The sequence below is a fragment of the Herbiconiux sp. VKM Ac-2851 genome (assembly GCF_013205105.1).
Classification (GTDB): domain Bacteria; phylum Actinomycetota; class Actinomycetes; order Actinomycetales; family Microbacteriaceae; genus Herbiconiux; species Herbiconiux flava.
Window position 1 is genome coordinate 347,865 of the sequence record NZ_JABMLJ010000001.1, and the last position, 16,092, is coordinate 363,956.

Consider the following 16,092-nt stretch of genomic DNA (forward strand, 5'->3'; position numbering starts at 1 on the left):
CATGTCCGACGCCTTCGACGAGAAGCTGGCCGCCGCCCGCACGGCCTCCCTGGTGCTCGCCACCGCCACCACCGACGTCAAGAACCGGGGCCTTACGGCCATCGCGGCCGCACTCGAGGCCGGCGCCGACGAGATCCTCCAGGCCAACGAGGTCGATCTCGCCAACGGCCGGGAGAACGGGCTGTCCACCGCCCTTCAAGACCGGCTGCGACTCACCCCCGAGCGCATCGTCGCCCTGGCCGGCGCCGTGCGCGAGATCGTCGTGCTGGCCGACCCGGTGGGCGAGAGCATCCGGGGCCGCAAGCTGCCCAACGGGGTGCGCATCGACCAGGTGCGGGTGCCCTTCGGTGTCGTGGGCGTCATCTACGAGGCGCGGCCGAACGTGACGGTCGACATCGCGGCCCTGGCGCTGAAGAGCGGCAACGCGGCCGTGCTGCGCGGCGGCTCGGCGGCCGAGAGCACGAACCGCGTGCTGGTCGGGCTGATCCAGGATGCCCTGGCCTCGGCCGGCCTCCCGCCGGCCTCCGTGCAGACGGTCGACGAGTTCGGGCGCGAGGGCGGCACCCGCCTGATGCGCGCCCGCGGCGCCGTCGACGTGCTCATCCCGCGCGGCAGTGCCGGCCTGATCAAGGCGGTCGTCACGGAATCGCAGGTGCCGGTGATCGAGACGGGCGACGGTGTCGTGCACGTCTTCCTCGACGCCTCGGCGAACGAGGAGTGGGCGGTCGACATCGTGCACAACGCGAAGGTGCAGCGCCCGAGCGTCTGCAACGCCCTCGAGACGCTGCTGGTGCACGAGGCGGCGGCCGAGCGGCTGCTGCCGACGGTGCTCGGCCGGCTGCGGGCATCCGGTGTGACCGTGCACGGGGACGACGCCACGCGCGCGATCTTCCCCGACGCCGTGCCGGCCACCGAGGAGGACTGGGCGACCGAGTACATGAGCCTCGACCTGGCGGTGCGCGTGGTGCCCTCGCTCGAGGAGGCGATGGAGCACATCCGGCGCTACTCCACCCACCACACCGAGTCGATCATCACCGACGACCTCGGCAACGCCGAGCGGTTCCTCAACGAGGTCGACAGCGCCGTGGTGATGGTGAACGCGTCGACCCGCTTCACCGACGGGGGCGAGTTCGGCTTCGGGGCCGAGGTCGGCATCTCGACGCAGAAGCTGCACGCGCGCGGACCGATGGGGCTCTCGGAGCTCACCAGCACGAAGTGGACGGTGCGGGGGTCGGGCCAGTCCCGCGGTTAGCGGTATCGTAGAAGGGTCGTTCCGTTCGAAACACCGGGAGAAGCAATGTCCGTACTCGTGAGCACGCTCGCCGCCGTCAACGAGCCCGTCGCTCTTCCGATGCCCCCGATCGTCTTCGGCCTGATCGCCGCCGTCGTCTTCATCGCGCTCGGCTTCGTCACCTGGAGCTACCGCGACGTGGCGAACCGCCACCCGTCCAAGTCGGCCAAGTACGCCTCGTCGCACGACGTCCACGGCCACGCCGACCGCACGGGTGCGGATCACTAGACCCGGTAGATGACGTCTTCGATGCCCGCGGGGCAGCCGACCCGGGAGCCTGCGGGCGACCCGACCGAGCGACCTGTGGGCGAGCCGGCCCGCGAGGGCTCCGGCCGACGCCGCATCGGTGTGATGGGCGGCACCTTCGACCCCGTGCACCACGGCCACCTCGTGGCCGCTAGCGAGGTCGCCACCTCCTTCGACCTCGACGAGGTCGTCTTCGTGCCCACCGGGCGCCCCTGGCACAAGGAGCCGGTCACCCCCGCCGAGCACCGCTACCTCATGACGGTGATCGCGACCGCCTCGAACCCCCGCTTCACCGTCAGCCGGGTCGACATCGACCGCGGCGGCGTCACGTACACGATCGACACCCTGCGCGACCTGCAGGCGGCCCACCCCGACGCCGACCTCTTCTTCATCTCGGGGGCCGACGCCATCGCGCAGATCCTCAACTGGAAGGACGTCGACGCGTTGTGGGATCTCGCCCATTTCGTGGCGGTCTCCCGGCCCGGTCACACCTTCGCGGTTTCCTCTTTGCCACGGCACGACGTAAGCTATCTGGAAGTTCCGGCGCTTGCGATATCGTCCACTGACTGTCGCAGCCGGGTCGGCCGGGGTTTTCCGGTGTGGTACTTGGTACCCGACGGTGTCGTTCAGTACATCACCAAGCACCATCTATATCGGAGTGTTGAATGAGCTTGTCACACGATGGTCAGCCGCTCACGCGGCGTCAGCTGCGTGAAATGGAGCGCCAGGGCCAGGCGCCCCTGCCCGAAGAGGGCGACGACGGCGCGCCCACCGACGCCGCGGAGGGCGCGGCCGAGGCCGAGGCCGCCGAGTCGAACGCCCCCGTCTCCGCCGGCGGCTCCCGTCGCGTCGTGCGCGAGCAGGGCCCGGCCGACACGCTCAACGAGGCCGACGCCGACGCCGACGCCGCGCACGAGGGTGACACCGAGCACGAGGGTGTCGACGAAGACACCATCGTCCCCGAGGTCGTCTCGCCCGACGAGGCCGTCGACGACGCCGAGCCCGCCGGCTCCGCCGAGCCGATCATCGAGGTCGTCCCGATGTCCGACCCCGTGCTCGTGCAGTCGCCGCCCGACGAGGCGCAGCCCGACGACACCGCCGAGCACGCCGAGATCGTGCCGAGCTCCGAGGCCGACGACTCCGACGACGACACGGTCGTCGAGGAGATGGTGATCGACGAGCCCGCCGTCGCGCCGCAGGCGTCGGGTTCCGACGCCGGTCCGACCCTCGCACCGGTCTTCCGGAGCCCCTCCGACGGCGATCACCCCACGAGTGACGAGCTGCCCTCCTCGTTCGACGACCTCATCTCGCTGCGCAACAACGCCGCGACGAACTCCATCTCGACCACCAGCGCCCTGGTGCTGCCCACGGTGCCCGGTTCGGGCGACGTCGGCACGGCGCTCGACGAGACCGGTGAGGTCATCATCACCGGGTCGATCGACCTGCCCAAGAGCTTCGGCTCGCTCGGCGCTCCGGCGACGGGTCTCGAGTCCAACGACCTCGACACGCTCCTCGAGCGCTCCGAGGTCGAGCAGAGCGGCTCCGACGTCGCTCCGGTCAGCGCGAGCCGTGCCATCAGCACGAACACCTCCTCGACCTCGCTGATCGCCCCTCCCAAGCGGGCCAGGGCCAACGCGCCCGTGGTGCTCGCGATCACGGCGGGTGTGCTCGCCGTCGGTGTCGTCGGGCTGCTGCTCGCCGTCTTCGTCTTCCAGGTCTTCTAGACCCCGCTCTCATCAGAAAGTCTTCGTGACCGCTTCCACCGCATCCATCGAACTCGCCCAGCTGGCCGCCGAGGCCGCCGACGCCAAGCAGGCCGAGAACCTCGTCGCCCTCGACGTCTCGGGCCCGCTGCCCCTCGCCGACGTGTTCCTGCTCGCCTCCGGCCGCAACGAGCGCAACGTCGTCGCCATCGCCGAGGAGATCCAGGACCGTCTGGGCGAGAGCGGCAGCAAGGTGCTGCGCCGCGAGGGCATGTCGGAGGGGCGCTGGATCCTGCTCGACTTCGGCGACCTCGTCGTGCACGTTTTCCACGAGGAGGACCGCATGTACTACTCGCTCGAGCGCCTCTGGAAGGACTGCCCGGTCGTGCCCCTCGCGGTCACCGCCGCCGAGGCCTGAGGTGGTCACAGCCGCTCTGAAGATGTAGTAACCTAGACAAGTTGTTTCCGCCGTGAGGTGGAAACGGCGCCCATGAGAATGGGCCCGTGGCGCAGCTGGTAGCGCACCTGCATGGCATGCAGGGGGTCAGGGGTTCGAATCCCCTCGGGTCCACCGAAACGAGAAGCCCCCGGTCGAGAGACCGGGGGCTTCGTCGTTCGCGGGGGCGGCGCCGTGCGAGCTCGTCAGCGCACCTGGCTGGTCGTCACGATCCGGGTCCACGGCCCCTCGGGAACGTCGGCCTCGTCGACGAAGCGCCACGAGACGCCCGCCTGCTCGCCGTTCAGCTCGTCGAAGCCGAGGCAGCCCACCACGGCCGGCGAGACGTCCATCCCGGCTCCGCCGTAGCGGTCGTTCAGCGGGCGCTGGTCGTCGGAGCCGAAGACGTACTCGGCGTCGTCGTACTCGCCGGGCCCCGCGTCCTGGATCTGGGCGTAGCAGGTCGCTCCGTCGAAGCTCAGCTCCACCCAGCGGTTCTTCAGATAGCTGAACAACGGGTCGCCGCGGTGCGAGCGGTACGGCTCCTGCGCGGCCCACGGCACCACCTCGTCGCGCCGGGCGAAGGCCCCGGGGTCGTTGACGTCGTCGAACGGCAGGTCGAGGTAGAACGGATTCTCGAGCGGCACCGTCTCGGTGGGGAACCAGTCCTCCGCCTCCGTGCGCGCCTCGGTCTGGCACACCCCGTCGACCTCGGTGCCGTCGCAGCCACCGAAGCTCTCCATCCAGAGCGAGTCGTAGGTGGAGTAGACCTGGCTGCCGTCGGACGCGGTCGGGTCGAAGACCTCACCGACCCAGAACGTCGTCGCGACGATACCGGTGTGCAGCGGGTATCCGCCGGAGAGGCCCGCGGCGGGCAGCAGGCTGCAGCCGCCGAGGGGGAGTGCCGCCGCCGCCACGAGGGCGACGACGGCGGGAAGGCGGTGCCGGGCGATGCGTCGGCCGGTGGGGGGCCCGGGACGACTGGTCACCGCCCGGCACCGCGGCTGGAGGAGAGTGCTCACGGAGCGCTCATTCGACGGTGACCGACTTGGCCAGGTTGCGGGGCTTGTCGACGTCGCGGCCGAGCGCGAGGGCGAGGTCACGGGCGAAGATCTGCAGCGGCACGACGGCCTCGAGGGGCCCCCAGCGCCGGGCTCCGGCCGTCGGCCCGGCCGGGCGGCCGAGGCCGACCACCGGCACGGTGCTGCCCGGGCCGCCGATGCGCACGATCCGCCCGCCCCGTGCGTCGACCTCGGCGATGCTGCGGTCGATCCTCGGGTCGCCGGAGTCGATCACGAGCACCGGGGTGCCTCGATCGACGAGGGCGAGCGGACCGTGCTTGAGCTCGCCGGCGGGCTGGTGCTCGGCCCACCGGTAGCTCAGCTCCTTGAGCTTCAGGGCTCCTTCGGCGGCGAGCACCACGCCCGTGCCCTGGCCGAGGAAGAGGAATCCCGGTTCGTCGAGCACCCCGGCCACGATCGACGGCAGCACCTCGTGCGACACGGCGATGGCGTGGGCGAGGAGTTCGGGCATCAGCCGGAGCTCGTCGCTGTGGCGCACGGCGTCGGAGCGGAGCATCCGCTCGCTCGCCACCAGGGCCGACAGGGCGGCGGCCACCCCGGTGATCACCTGCGCCACGAAGGTCTTCGTGGCCGCCACCCCGATCTCGGGGCCGGCGTCGCAGGTGAGCACCGAGTCGGCTCGCCTGGCGAGGGTGGAGTGCTCGTTGTTCGTGATGGCGACGAGCGAGGAGCGGGACAGGTCGAGGTGCTCGATCGCGTTCAGCAGGTCGGCCGTCTCGCCCGACTGGCTGAGGGCGAGCACCAGGGTTCGCGGCTCCATCACGGCGTCGGCGGCCTCGCTGGCCACGAGGGTGCGCACGGGAACCCGGCCGAGCGACGAGAGGGCGCCGCCGATCATCCGCCCCGCGTTGAGGGAGGTGCCGCATCCGATGACCGTCACCCGGTCGAAGCGCGGGAGGGCGAGGTCGGTCCAGAGCGAGCCGTCGAGCACGTGGGGGGCCAGGCGGTCGACGATGCGCGCCGCGACGTCGGGCTGCTCGGCGATCTCCTTGCTCATGAAGTCAGGATGCCCGTCCACGCCGATGGATGCACCCGTCCAGACCGAATCGGCCATCGGCGGCTGTTCGGCGGGGAGTCCGCCACGGCTCCAGACGAGCTCCTCGGCGAGCTCGACGACGTCGCCGTCGCGCATGGCCTGGAAGTGCTCGACCCATTCGCCGATGGCGTTGATGTCGCTGGCCGCGAAGACCCCGCGGGGGGAGCGGGCCACCAGCAGCGGCGAGCGGTGCGCCGCGGCCACCAGGCGGTCGGTCTGCCCGTCGAGCACCACCACGGCCCAGGACCCCTCGAGCGCCGCCACGGCGCCGGTGACGGCCCGGGCGAGGTCGTCGTCGTGCCGCAGGCCCTCCTCGACCAGGTGCCCGATCACCTCGCTGTCGACCTCCGAGGCGAAGACGTGCCCCTTCTCCTCGAGCTCGTGCCGCAGGGCGGCGGCGTTCTCGATGATGCCGTTGTGCACGAGGCTGAGCCGCCCCGAGCAGTCCTGGTGCGGATGCGCGTTCCGCTCGGTCACGGCCCCGTGCGTCGCCCAGCGGGTGTGGCCGATGCCCGTACCGGGCAGTTCGGCGCCCGACCAGGCGCCGACCCGGGCCTGGAGCGACTCGACGCGGTCGATCGTGCGGGTCGTGGCGCTGTGCCCGCCGCTCGTGCGGATGCTGACGCCCGCGGAGTCGTAGCCGCGGTACTCGAGCAGCTTCAGGGCGCCGAGCAGGATGGGCGCGACCGGCTCCGCCGTGCGGGCCGCGACGATGCCGCACATCAGTGACGCCCGGCGGTGGCCCGCTGGCCGGTTGCAGCACGCGCGTCCGACGGGCCGCCCAGGTGCTCGGCGACACGGCGGATGATCTCGTCCAGGTGCGTGGCCGGGTCGAAGCCCACGAGGGCGGCGGCCTTGCCGTAGTCGGGCACCCGGCGGCGCATGTCCTCGAAGCCGGCCGCGTAGGCGTCGGCGTAGTCGACGTGCACGACGTCGCTCGAGCTGCCGGTGACCTGGATCACGCGACGGGCGAGGGCGTTGATGGAGACCTCTTCCGCGCCGCCGAGGTTGAAGGCCTGGCCGGTCGCGCTCGGCTCCTCCAGCAGGCGCACCATGGCGGGCACGACGTCGCCGACGTAGGAGAAGCAGCGGGTCTGCTCTCCGTCGCCGTAGACCGTGAGCGGTTCGCCGCGGAGGGCCTGGCCCACGAGGTTCGGCACGACCATCCCGTAGCGACCCGTCTGGCGCGGGCCCACGGTGTTGAAGGGGCGCACGATGGTGACGTCGAGTCCGTGCTCGCTCCAGTAGGCGTGGGCGAAGGCCTCGTCGATGCCCTTCGCCGCCGCGTAGGTCCAGCGGGAGCGCAGCGGCGAGCCGAGCACCCGGTCGGAGTTCTCGTGCAGCCGGTCGGAGGTGTTCTTGCCGTAGATCTCGCTGGTCGAGACCAGGAGCAGCGAGGCACCGGTCGCCGAGCAGGCGTCGAGCACGTTCTCGGTGCCGTGGATGTTCACCCGGAGGCTCGCGAGTGGGTGGTCGACGATCAGCTTCACGCCGACCGCGGCGGCCAGGTGGAACACCCGGTCGGCCCCGCGCACGGTGTCGAGCAGCAGCTCACGGTCGAGCACCGAGCCGTGCACGATGCTGAGCCGCGGGTCGACGAGCGAGTCGAGGAGGTTGCGGGGGGAGCCGGTCGACATGTCGTCGAGCACGACGACCTCGTCGCCCGACCGGAGCAGGTGGTCGACGAGGTGGCTGCCGATGAAGCCGGCGCCGCCGGTCACGATGGTACGCATCAGGTCACTGTTCTTTCTGCCGGTTCGGCGGGGGTCAGAGGTTCACGCGGTGGGCGACGTCGACCCCGCGGTAGGTGGTGTCGAGCACGATCTGGCGGTCGTCGAGCCAGCTGAGGTCGGTGTCGCGGTGACGGGTGTGCAGCACCACGAGGTCGGCGTCGAAGGCGGCCGGGTCGGCGATGCCGGCGAGGGAGCTCCCGCCCGCCAGCGCGACGCTGTCGAAGTGCGGGTCGAGGTAGCCCACGCGGGCCCCACGACGGATCAGTTCGTCGAGGATCTCGAGGGCGGGCGACTCCCGCAGGTCCTCCACGTCGGCCTTGTAGGCGATGCCGACCACGAGCACCCGGGCGCCGGTCATGCCGCGGCCCCGTTCGGAGAGGACGGTCTGCACCCGGTCGACCACGCGGTGCGGCCGGGCCGAGATCTCGGTCATGGCCTGCGTGATCATCGGCGCTGAGACGCGTGAGCGCTTCAGCTGCCAGAGCAGGTAGTGCGGGTCGCACGGGATGCAGTGCCCACCGACCCCGGGTCCCGGGAGGAAGGGCATGAACCCGTAGGGCTTCGTCGAGGCGGCGTCGATCACGTCGGCGACGTCGATGTCGAGCGAGGTGCAGATGTCGGCGAACTCGTTGGCCAGGGCGATGTTGACGGCGCGAAACGTGTTCTCCAGGAGCTTGGTCATCTCGGCCGCCGCGAGCGAGCGTACCCGGTGCACCGTGGTGACGTACCGCAGCAGCAGGCGGGTCGCCTCCTCCTCGCACTGGGGCGTCGCGCCGCCGACCACGCGGGGCACCTCGTCGTGCCCGAAGGCCGCGTTGCCCGGGTCGATGCGCTCGGCGCTGAAGGCGACGAACACGTCGTTGCCGACGCTGAGGCCCAGCTCGGTCAGCGGCTTCACCAGCAGGTCGTCGGTGCAGCCGACGTAGGTGGTCGAGGTGAGCATCAGCGTCTGCCCCGGAGTGACCGTCGACAGGATGGTCGTGCACGCCGCCCGCAGGATGGACAGGTCGGGCACGAGGTGCTCGTCGATCGGCGTCGGCACGCAGACGATCACGGCGGCGGCCCGGCGGAGCTCCTCGGGATCGCTCGTCAGCACGAAGTCGGGGCGGTCCAGCGCCTCGGCCAGCCGCAGCCGGTCACTGTCGAGCAGGTCGGCGCCCTGGGCGCGGATCGTGTCGATCCGGCGGGCCGAGACGTCCAGCGCCAGAACCCGGCTGTGCGCCGCGTGGTAGGCGAGCGCCGTGGGAAGGCCCACGTAGCCGAGCCCCACGATCGCGACGTCGAACTCGAACTCGTGGCGGGCCGGAGCCGCCAGCGGCGGTGCCAGGGTGGCGAGCCACGCCTCCTCGTCGGTCGGCCGGCTGATGCTCTCGAACGTCGTCATCGTCATTCCCCTCGTTGTCCGTGATGCGGACCGTCCTGCAGCGGCTGCAGTCGTCCCGGTGGGCGGATGAGCGGAACGTCCGACTCTGGCCCCCGGTCCTCACCATCGGCGGCGGCGCCCGGGGCCGTCAACGCGATCGGCGAGGAGTGCGGTTTACCTCCCGCGGTTGGCGTGGGCTTGCGGCCCGCCCGGCGGCGGTTGCGGGCTCCCCGCCGGCGATTGCGGCTTCCCGCACCCACGACGGCGGGATCCGGACACCCCCGCCCCACCGCCCGCCCCTACCGTGGAGGCAGCGAGGAGGCCGCTCCCCGCGCGAGGCGGGAGGGAGCCCTCGATGACGACGTTCTGGATCACCCTGCTCCTCGTCCTCGGACTGAGCACCCTCATCTGGACGACGGCCGGCGTGCTCCGCGTGATCGCCGCCCGCCTCGCCCCGCTCCGCCGCGCCGATGGCCTGCCCGCCGGGCGGGAGGAGGGGACGGCGCTCGCCGCAGGGCGCCCCGAGCGCGACCGCGTGGCCGTGCTGATGGCGGCGCACGACGAGGAGCCGGTGATCGGCGGCACCCTTGCCGCTCTGCAGGCGCTGCAGTCGGGCGTCCAGCTCTTCCTGGTCAGCGATGGCTCGACCGACGCCACCGCCGAGATCGCCCGCGAGCACGGCGCGACGGTGCTCGAACTGAACCCGAACCGCGGCAAGGCGGGAGCGCTGGTGGAGGCCATCCGGCACTTCGAGCTCGCCGAGCGCTTCGACGTCGTGATGCTGCTGGACGCCGACACCCGGCTCGCCCCCGACTACTTCGAGACGGGCCTCCGGGCCTTCGACGACCCGGCGGTGGTGGCCGTGGCGGGGCGCGCGACGACGCTGCTCACCCCGCGCTCCGCCACCCGGGCCGGGCGCATCCTGGTGGCCTATCGGGAGCGGGTGTACGTCGCCATGCAGTACCTGTTCAAGTTCGGTCAGGCGGGGCGGTTCGCCGACGCGGTGCCGATCGTGCCCGGCTTCGCGAGCATGTACCGCACGCGCATCCTGGCCGACATCGACATCGCGGCACCCGGGCTGAAGATCGAGGACTACAACATGACCTTCGAGGTGCACGCCAAGCACCTCGGCCGCATCGCCTTCCACCCGCACTGCGCCATCGCCCACACCCAGGACCCGGATGAGCTCGTCGACTACGTGAAGCAGGTCGAGAGATGGAACCTCGGGTTCTGGCAGACCGTGCTGCGGCACCGCTTCCGACTGAGTGTGTTCTGGCTCTCGCTGACGCTGTTCATCGTCGAGCTGCTCGTCTCGAGCGCGGTGCTGGTGCTCGTGCTGCCGGCGATCGCGGTCTCGACGGCGATCACCCTGTCGGGCGAGGCGGGTCTCGTGCCCGGTGGCGTGCTGAGCGGGCTGGCGGATGCCCTGCCGCCGCTCGCGCTGGTGCTGGGTGTCGTCGTCCCCGACTACCTCCTCACGCTGCTCGCCGCCGTCGTGTCGCGCCGGGCGGCCTACCTCGCCTACGGACTCGTCTTCCCTCTGCTGCGGGTGATCGATGCGCTGCTGTGCCTGGTGGCGCTGTACAAGGCGGGCTTCCGGAGGTCGACGGGGCAGTGGACGAGCCCGTCGCGGCGGCCGGTCACCTCGGCGGCGGGCTGACCGTCAGTTCAGCAGCGACGCCAGGTGCGAGCGCGAGCGCGCCCCGACCTTGCGGTAGATGTGGGTGAGGCGGAGCTCCACGGTGCGCAGCGAGATGAACAGCTCGCCCGCGATCTCCCGGTTGCGGAGGCCCCGTCGCACGAGCTCGGCGATCACGCGCTCCTCGGCCTTCAGCAGGGTCATGATGCTGTCGGCGTCGCGCACGACGACCGGCTCGCCCGCCGAGGCCCGGCGGGCCCATTGGCTCGCGCCGGCCCGCTCGAAGGCCGCGGCCGCGGTGGCGAGCACCGTCTCCGACGCCCCGCGGAGACCCAGCCGCGACAGCCGGTCGCCCTGGGCGATCAGGGCCCGGCCGAGATCGTAGTCGCCGGCGTGCTCCTCGTGCAGGGCGACCGCGGCGTCGAACAGGGCGGGTGCGGCTTCGTCGGGGGCGAGGACGGCGCGGGAGCGGGCGACGGCGAGGTCCAGCCACGTGCTCGGGCGCTCGCGCTGCTGCACGAGCATCCGCTGCAGCACCGTCTCGGCCTCCGCAGGGCGGCCGGAGAGCGTCAGCGCCTCGATCAGGCCGTCGGCGTGACGCACCAGGGAGAGGTTGTCGATGTGGGCCGAACCGGCATCCGCGAGCGTGAACAGGCGAACGGCCTCGTCGAGGTCGCGGCGGAGCAGCGCGTCGGTGCCGAGGAAGGTCGACAGCCGTGCGAGCACCGCCGGGTTGCGCTCGGCCGAGCCTCGCGACGTGCACTCCTCCGCCCGCTCGTTCGCCTCGTCCCGAAGACCGAGGGTGAGGGCGTGCCAGGTCATCGCGAGTGCCCGGCCGGCATGGTCGCGTTCGGAGTCGATGGGCTCGGCGTTCCAGTACTCGACCACGGCGTGCGCCCGGCGGAAGTCGCCGGCGCGGATCTCGTTGATCAGGGACAGGCTCCACGCCCAGGAGCGGGCGAGGTGCGCGGTGGGGTGGTCGTGGAAGACGACGTTCACGACGCGCCGGGCCTGGGCATACCGCTCCTGGTAGCACAGCACCGTCGCGAACGCGGTCAGCGACCACACGGAGAGCTCCTGCAGATCGTCCGAGCTCAGCCGGGCGGCGACCGGGCGCACCGAGGAGCGGCCGTCGACGGCGTCGACCATGCGCGCCGCATCGGTGTAGCCCGTCGGGGTCTCGCCCGCCTTCTCGACGAACAGGCCGGCGAGGAGCAGCCAGCGCCTCGCCTCCTCGAGATCCCAGCGCCCGCTGTGGAACGAGGAGATCATGCTCAGGAGCACCGCTGCAGCCAAGGGGTCGTCGTCGCCGTACAGGCTCACGGAGGCTTCGACGTCGTCGGTCGGCACCACGTGGCTTCGGGAGAGCTCGATGCCGATGCGGGTGGTCGCGAGCCTCAGACTCTCCGCGGCGGTGGGAGTCCCGACATGCACGCGGGCGACATACCGCGACGCCAGGTCGAGCAGCCCCTGTGCCGCGAGCGCCGACGCGAAGCGGTGCATCCCCTCGTGATCGGTGGTCAGGTCGGGGTCGATCAGCAGGGCGCGCTCCGCGAACTCGACGGCGGCGTCGCTCTCGCCGGCCTCGGTCAGGGCGGTCGCGGCCTCCAGCAGTTCGGCGACGACCGTCCGGCCGGCGGGGGCGAAGCTCTCGTGCCAGGCGCGGGTGCGGTCGCGCGGTCCGTCGCCGAGGGCGGCCAGCTCGCGGTGGCGGTCGCGCCGATGGTGCGGTTCGAGGCTCCAGTAGAGGTAGGAGCGCAGCAGGGGGTCGTGCATCCGCACCACCTGGCCGTGCACGTCGACGAGCCCGGAGTAGAGCAGCTCCTCCAGCGCGTCGATGCGCTCGACGTCGTCGCCCGTCAGCCGCCCGACATCGCTGAGGGGAGCCATCGCGACGTCCTCGGCCACGGCCCGGGCGGCGGGGGAGAGCGAGGCCACGCGCACCGCCGACACGGCCTTCATGGCCCGCGGTGGCCGCATGGGCAGCACGAGGGCCTCACGGCCGGCGATCTGGTCGGCGGTGAGGGCGTGCGCCGACTGCTCGACCACGAGCGGGTTGCCACCGCTTCGTGCGGCGAGGATCTGCACGGTGCCGGCGTCGGCCGACGGTCCGAGCTCGCCCTGCACCAGCTCGGCCGCCTCGGCGAAGCTCAGCGGGGCGAGCGGCGACTCGCGGAAGGCGAGCATGTGGTCGCCGGCGAGCCGCTCGGCGGTTGCGACGACGCGCAGTCCGGTGCCGGCGAGCCGGCCGGCCATGAAGCCGATCAGGGTCTGGCTGATCTCGTCCATGCGGTCGAGGTCGTCGATCAGGATGAGCAGCGGCGGCAGCCCGAGTCCGCGGAGCATGGTCAGCAGATCGCGAGCCGCGGCGAACACCTGCTGCGGCTCGGTGGAGCGCAGGGTGAACCGCCCGGCGAACTCCACCGCGCGGGGGTCGTCGATCGACGCGAAGACGGCGGTGAACCCGGAGAGCGGCCAGGCCGACTCAGCGGGATTGGTCTGCACCAGCACGGCGCGGAGCGACGATCGTGCGAGCGCCTCCGCCATCAGCCGCGTCTTGCCGATGCCGTGCTCGCCCGTGAAGACCAGTGCCCCACCCGCGCTGGACACCCCGAGACGCGCGATCGAATCCAGCTCGACGGCTCTGGCGAGGAATTGCATGCAGCGCTCCAATGGGTCGGATGAGCGTCACATCGAGTCGAGAGTGCTCCAGCGTCCCCCAGCGAAGTGGTAGACAGTCGTCACGAAGTTTCCGCCATTCTGCTCGCTCGGGCGTGTCGGCGAAAGGAAAACCCAGGTCCTGCACAGAACTGATGCGGGAAACCGCACCGGGTCCGCACTGTGCGGGTTGCGGGAAAGATGCGTGATCGGCCGGCTCACCCGCTGTTACCGTCGCCCCTGGAGCGCCCTTCGCGTTCCGCCGTCGTCGCCGCCGCAGGGGGGCCGGCGCCGGCTCCGACGCAACAGGGGGTCGACGATGACCGAGTCCACAATCCGTTCCCGGCGGTTCACCGCCGGCCTGCTCTCCGTCGCGCTGGCCGCGGCAGCCCTGGTGGGCGCCGTGGTCGCGGCGCCGGCCGAACCCGCCCAGGCGGCCGGCAGCACGGTCGTCTCGCTGACCTTCGACGACGGCAACGCCGACCAGCTGGCGGCCGCCGCCACCATGAACGCGAAGGGCCTGAAGGGCACCTTCTACATCATCTCGGGCTACGTCGACCAGCCCGGTTACCTGACCCGGCCCCAGGTGGGAACCATCGCCGGCGCCGGCAACGAGATCGGCGGCCACACGGTGCACCACCTCGACCTGACGACCCTCGGGGCCGACGACGTGAAGCGCGAGGTCTGCAATGACCGCGTCAACCTCACGAACTGGGGCTACCCGATCACGAGCTTCGCCTACCCCTTCGCCTCGGTGAACCCGGCGGTCGAGCAAGCGGTGGCGGCCTGCGGCTACAACACCGCCCGCGGTCTCGGCGACCTGAAGACGGCTCCGGGCACGCCCTGCGCCGACTGCGCGGTCTCGGAGACCCTCCCTCCGGCCGACCCGATGCTCACCGCGGCGGCCGACCAGGTCGACAGCACCTGGGACCTGGCCCGTCTGCAGTCCACCGTCACCCAGGCCGACGCGGCCGGGGGCTGGGTGCAGCTGACGTTCCACCACATCTGCGCCTCGTCGTGCGACACCTCACCCGAGAACGCCACGATCAGTGCGGCGCTGTTCGACCAGTTCACCACCTGGCTCGCGGAGTGGCAGGCGGGCGGCAACGGCACGGTCAAGACGGTGCAGCAGGCGGTCGGCGGAGCGGTCAAGCCCGTCGTCACCGGCCCTCCGCTCGCCCCGGCGCCCGGCCCCGGCGAGAACGGCGTCACCAACCCGAGCCTGGAGACCCCGGGTGCCGTCGCGAACATCCCGCAGTGCTGGTGGGGCTCGAGCTTCGGCTCCAACTCGCCCGTGTTCAGCACCGTCACCCCGGGCCGCACCGGCGCCACCGCCGAGAAGGTCACCGTGACGAACTACGTCGACGGCGACGCGAAGCTCCTCGCCCTGTTCGACGAATCCGGATGCTCGCCCACCGTCACCCCGGGCGCGACCTACTCCCTCCGGGCCTTCTACATGTCCACCGCGAACACGCAGTTCGCCGTCTACACCCGCGACACCCTGGGCGTCTGGAAGTACTGGACGTCGAGCCCGCTGTTCACCCCGGCGACCATCTACACCGAGGCGAACTTCACCACCCCCGCCATCCCCGCCGACGTCACCGGCATCAGCTTCGGACTGAACATCACGGCCAACGGCGAGCTGATCACCGACGACTACGCCCTCTACGACAGCAACGGGGCGCCCCTGCTCGCGATCAGTCCCGTGCTGCCGACCGTGACCGGAACCGCGCAGGTCGGCGCGGTGCTCACCGCGACGGTCGCCCCCTGGGCTCCGGCCCCGGTGGCGCTGACCTACCAGTGGAAGCGCAACGGCACGGCCGTGTCCGGTGCCACCGGGCTCAGCTACGTGCCCACCTCCGCCGACGTCGGAGCGACGCTCACCATCGCCGTCTCGGGCACCAAGGCCGGATACGCGCCGCTGACCGCGACCTCCGCCGCCACCGCGGCGGTGCAGCCGACCGACGCGAAGACGGTGCGCTACGACGGTGCCGACCGCTTCGCCACCTCGGCGGCGGTCTCGGCCGGTGTGTTCGCCCCCGGGGTGCCGGTGGCCTACATCGCCTCGGGCGAGACGTTCGCCGACGCGCTCTCGGCGGGCCCCGCCGCCGGAGCGCAGGGCGGCCCGGTGCTGCTCGTCACCAAGAACGCCGTTCCCACGGTGATCGCGGCCGAGCTCGCCCGGCTGAAGCCGGCGAAGATCGTGGTGCTCGGCGGCACCGCGGCGATCGCGGACGGCGTCGTCACCTCGCTGAAGGCCACGGCGCCCACGACCCGCATCGCGGGTGCCGACCGCTTCGCGGTCTCGGCGGCCGTGTCGAAGGCGGTCTTCGCCCCGAACGCCCCCGTGGTCTACGTGGCCTCCGGCGCGAACTACCCCGACGCCCTGTCGGGCGGCGCCGCGGCCGGGCTGAAGAAGGCCCCGCTGCTGCTGGTGACGCCGACCTCGGTGCCTGCGGCGATCGCGACGGAGCTGGGGCGGCTGAAGCCCGCGAAGATCGTGATGCTCGGCGGCACGGTGTCGCTCTCGCCCGCGGTCGAGAAGGCACTGAAGGCCATCGCCCCCACGACCCGCATCGCGGGTGCCGACCGGTTCGTCGTCTCGGCGGCGGTGTCGGCGGCGACGTTCACCCCGGGCGTGCCCGCGGTCTACCTGGTGTCGGGCCAGAACTTCCCCGACGCCCTGTCCGGAGCAGCCGCAGCGACCAAGCAGGGCGGACCGGTGCTGCTCGTCACCCGGGACAGCATCCCGGCGGCCGTGAAGGCCGAGCTCGACCGGCTGAACCCGGGCACGATCGTCATCGTCGGAGGCACCCAAGCGGTGTCGGCGGCGGTGGCCACGGCCGCGGGGTCGTACGTGTCCTGACACGCACGGCTCGCGCGACGCGGCCGGCCGGCGGTCATC

General features: G+C 71.8%; 12 protein-coding genes and 1 tRNA gene. 8 read left to right on the top strand and 5 right to left on the bottom strand.

The annotated features are described in order from the left end of the window. Position 1: 1 nt before the first annotated feature. The 6 genes from HQQ85_RS01585 (at position 2) to HQQ85_RS01610 (ending at position 3,811) form a co-directional block, all read left to right on the top strand. Positions 2-1,252 (top strand): glutamate-5-semialdehyde dehydrogenase, encoded by a 1,251-nt coding sequence (locus HQQ85_RS01585; RefSeq protein ID WP_173180757.1) that lies wholly within the window; start codon positions 2-4, stop codon positions 1,250-1,252. A 45-nt stretch (positions 1,253-1,297) separates the two neighbouring features. Then, positions 1,298-1,519 (top strand): hypothetical protein, encoded by a 222-nt coding sequence (locus tag HQQ85_RS01590; protein WP_173180758.1) that lies wholly within the window; start codon positions 1,298-1,300, stop codon positions 1,517-1,519. Between the two features lie 9 nt (positions 1,520-1,528). Next, positions 1,529-2,206 (top strand): nicotinate-nucleotide adenylyltransferase, encoded by a 678-nt coding sequence (gene nadD / locus HQQ85_RS01595; protein WP_256430624.1) that lies wholly within the window; start codon positions 1,529-1,531, stop codon positions 2,204-2,206. Further along, positions 2,203-3,261 carry a hypothetical protein gene (locus HQQ85_RS01600; RefSeq protein WP_173180759.1) on the top strand — a complete coding sequence of 353 codons (1,059 nt, stop codon included), beginning with the start codon at positions 2,203-2,205 and terminating at the stop codon, positions 3,259-3,261. Before nadD ends, HQQ85_RS01600 begins: the two co-directional genes overlap by 4 nt. Before the next feature lie 25 nt (positions 3,262-3,286). Next, positions 3,287-3,658, top strand: coding sequence for a ribosome silencing factor (gene rsfS / locus HQQ85_RS01605; RefSeq protein WP_173180760.1), 372 nt, complete (start codon positions 3,287-3,289; stop codon positions 3,656-3,658). 80 nt (positions 3,659-3,738) lie between these two features. Next, positions 3,739-3,811: transfer RNA gene (locus tag HQQ85_RS01610), tRNA-Ala, on the top strand. Between the two features lie 71 nt (positions 3,812-3,882). On the opposite strand, the gene HQQ85_RS01615 is transcribed toward HQQ85_RS01610, so the two are convergent. The 4 genes from HQQ85_RS01615 to HQQ85_RS01630 are packed head-to-tail and all read right to left on the bottom strand — an operon-like array spanning position 3,883 to position 8,911. After that, complete coding sequence (locus tag HQQ85_RS01615; protein WP_173180761.1) at positions 3,883-4,698, bottom strand: hypothetical protein; 816 nt, start codon at positions 4,696-4,698, stop codon at positions 3,883-3,885. Positions 4,699-4,705: 7 nt separating this feature from the next. Next, positions 4,706-6,517 carry a glutamine--fructose-6-phosphate transaminase (isomerizing) gene (glmS, locus tag HQQ85_RS01620; RefSeq protein ID WP_173180762.1) on the bottom strand — a complete coding sequence of 604 codons (1,812 nt, stop codon included), beginning with the start codon at positions 6,515-6,517 and terminating at the stop codon, positions 4,706-4,708. Further along, on the bottom strand, positions 6,517-7,527 hold the full coding sequence (locus HQQ85_RS01625; RefSeq protein ID WP_173180763.1) for an NAD(P)-dependent oxidoreductase: 1,011 nt from the start codon (positions 7,525-7,527) through the stop codon (positions 6,517-6,519). The genes glmS and HQQ85_RS01625 overlap by 1 nt, the downstream gene beginning before the upstream one ends. A 34-nt stretch (positions 7,528-7,561) precedes the next feature. Next, on the bottom strand, positions 7,562-8,911 hold the full coding sequence (locus HQQ85_RS01630; RefSeq protein WP_173180764.1) for a nucleotide sugar dehydrogenase: 1,350 nt from the start codon (positions 8,909-8,911) through the stop codon (positions 7,562-7,564). Between the two features lie 334 nt (positions 8,912-9,245). On the opposite strand from HQQ85_RS01630, the gene HQQ85_RS01635 reads away from it, so the two are divergent. Then, the gene (locus HQQ85_RS01635) at positions 9,246-10,550 is read left to right on the top strand and encodes a glycosyltransferase family 2 protein (RefSeq protein WP_173180765.1); all 1,305 of its coding nucleotides are present in this window, start codon (positions 9,246-9,248) and stop codon (positions 10,548-10,550) included. Positions 10,551-10,553: 3 nt separating this feature from the next. On the opposite strand, the gene HQQ85_RS01640 is transcribed toward HQQ85_RS01635, so the two are convergent. Next, the gene (locus tag HQQ85_RS01640; protein WP_173180766.1) at positions 10,554-13,190 is read right to left on the bottom strand and encodes a LuxR family transcriptional regulator; all 2,637 of its coding nucleotides are present in this window, start codon (positions 13,188-13,190) and stop codon (positions 10,554-10,556) included. A gap of 316 nt (positions 13,191-13,506) precedes the next feature. Here HQQ85_RS01640 and HQQ85_RS01645 point away from each other — a divergent pair, with 316 nt between their 5' ends. Further along, positions 13,507-16,053, top strand: coding sequence for a cell wall-binding repeat-containing protein (locus HQQ85_RS01645; protein ID WP_173180767.1), 2,547 nt, complete (start codon positions 13,507-13,509; stop codon positions 16,051-16,053). Positions 16,054-16,092: the final 39 nt, after the last annotated feature.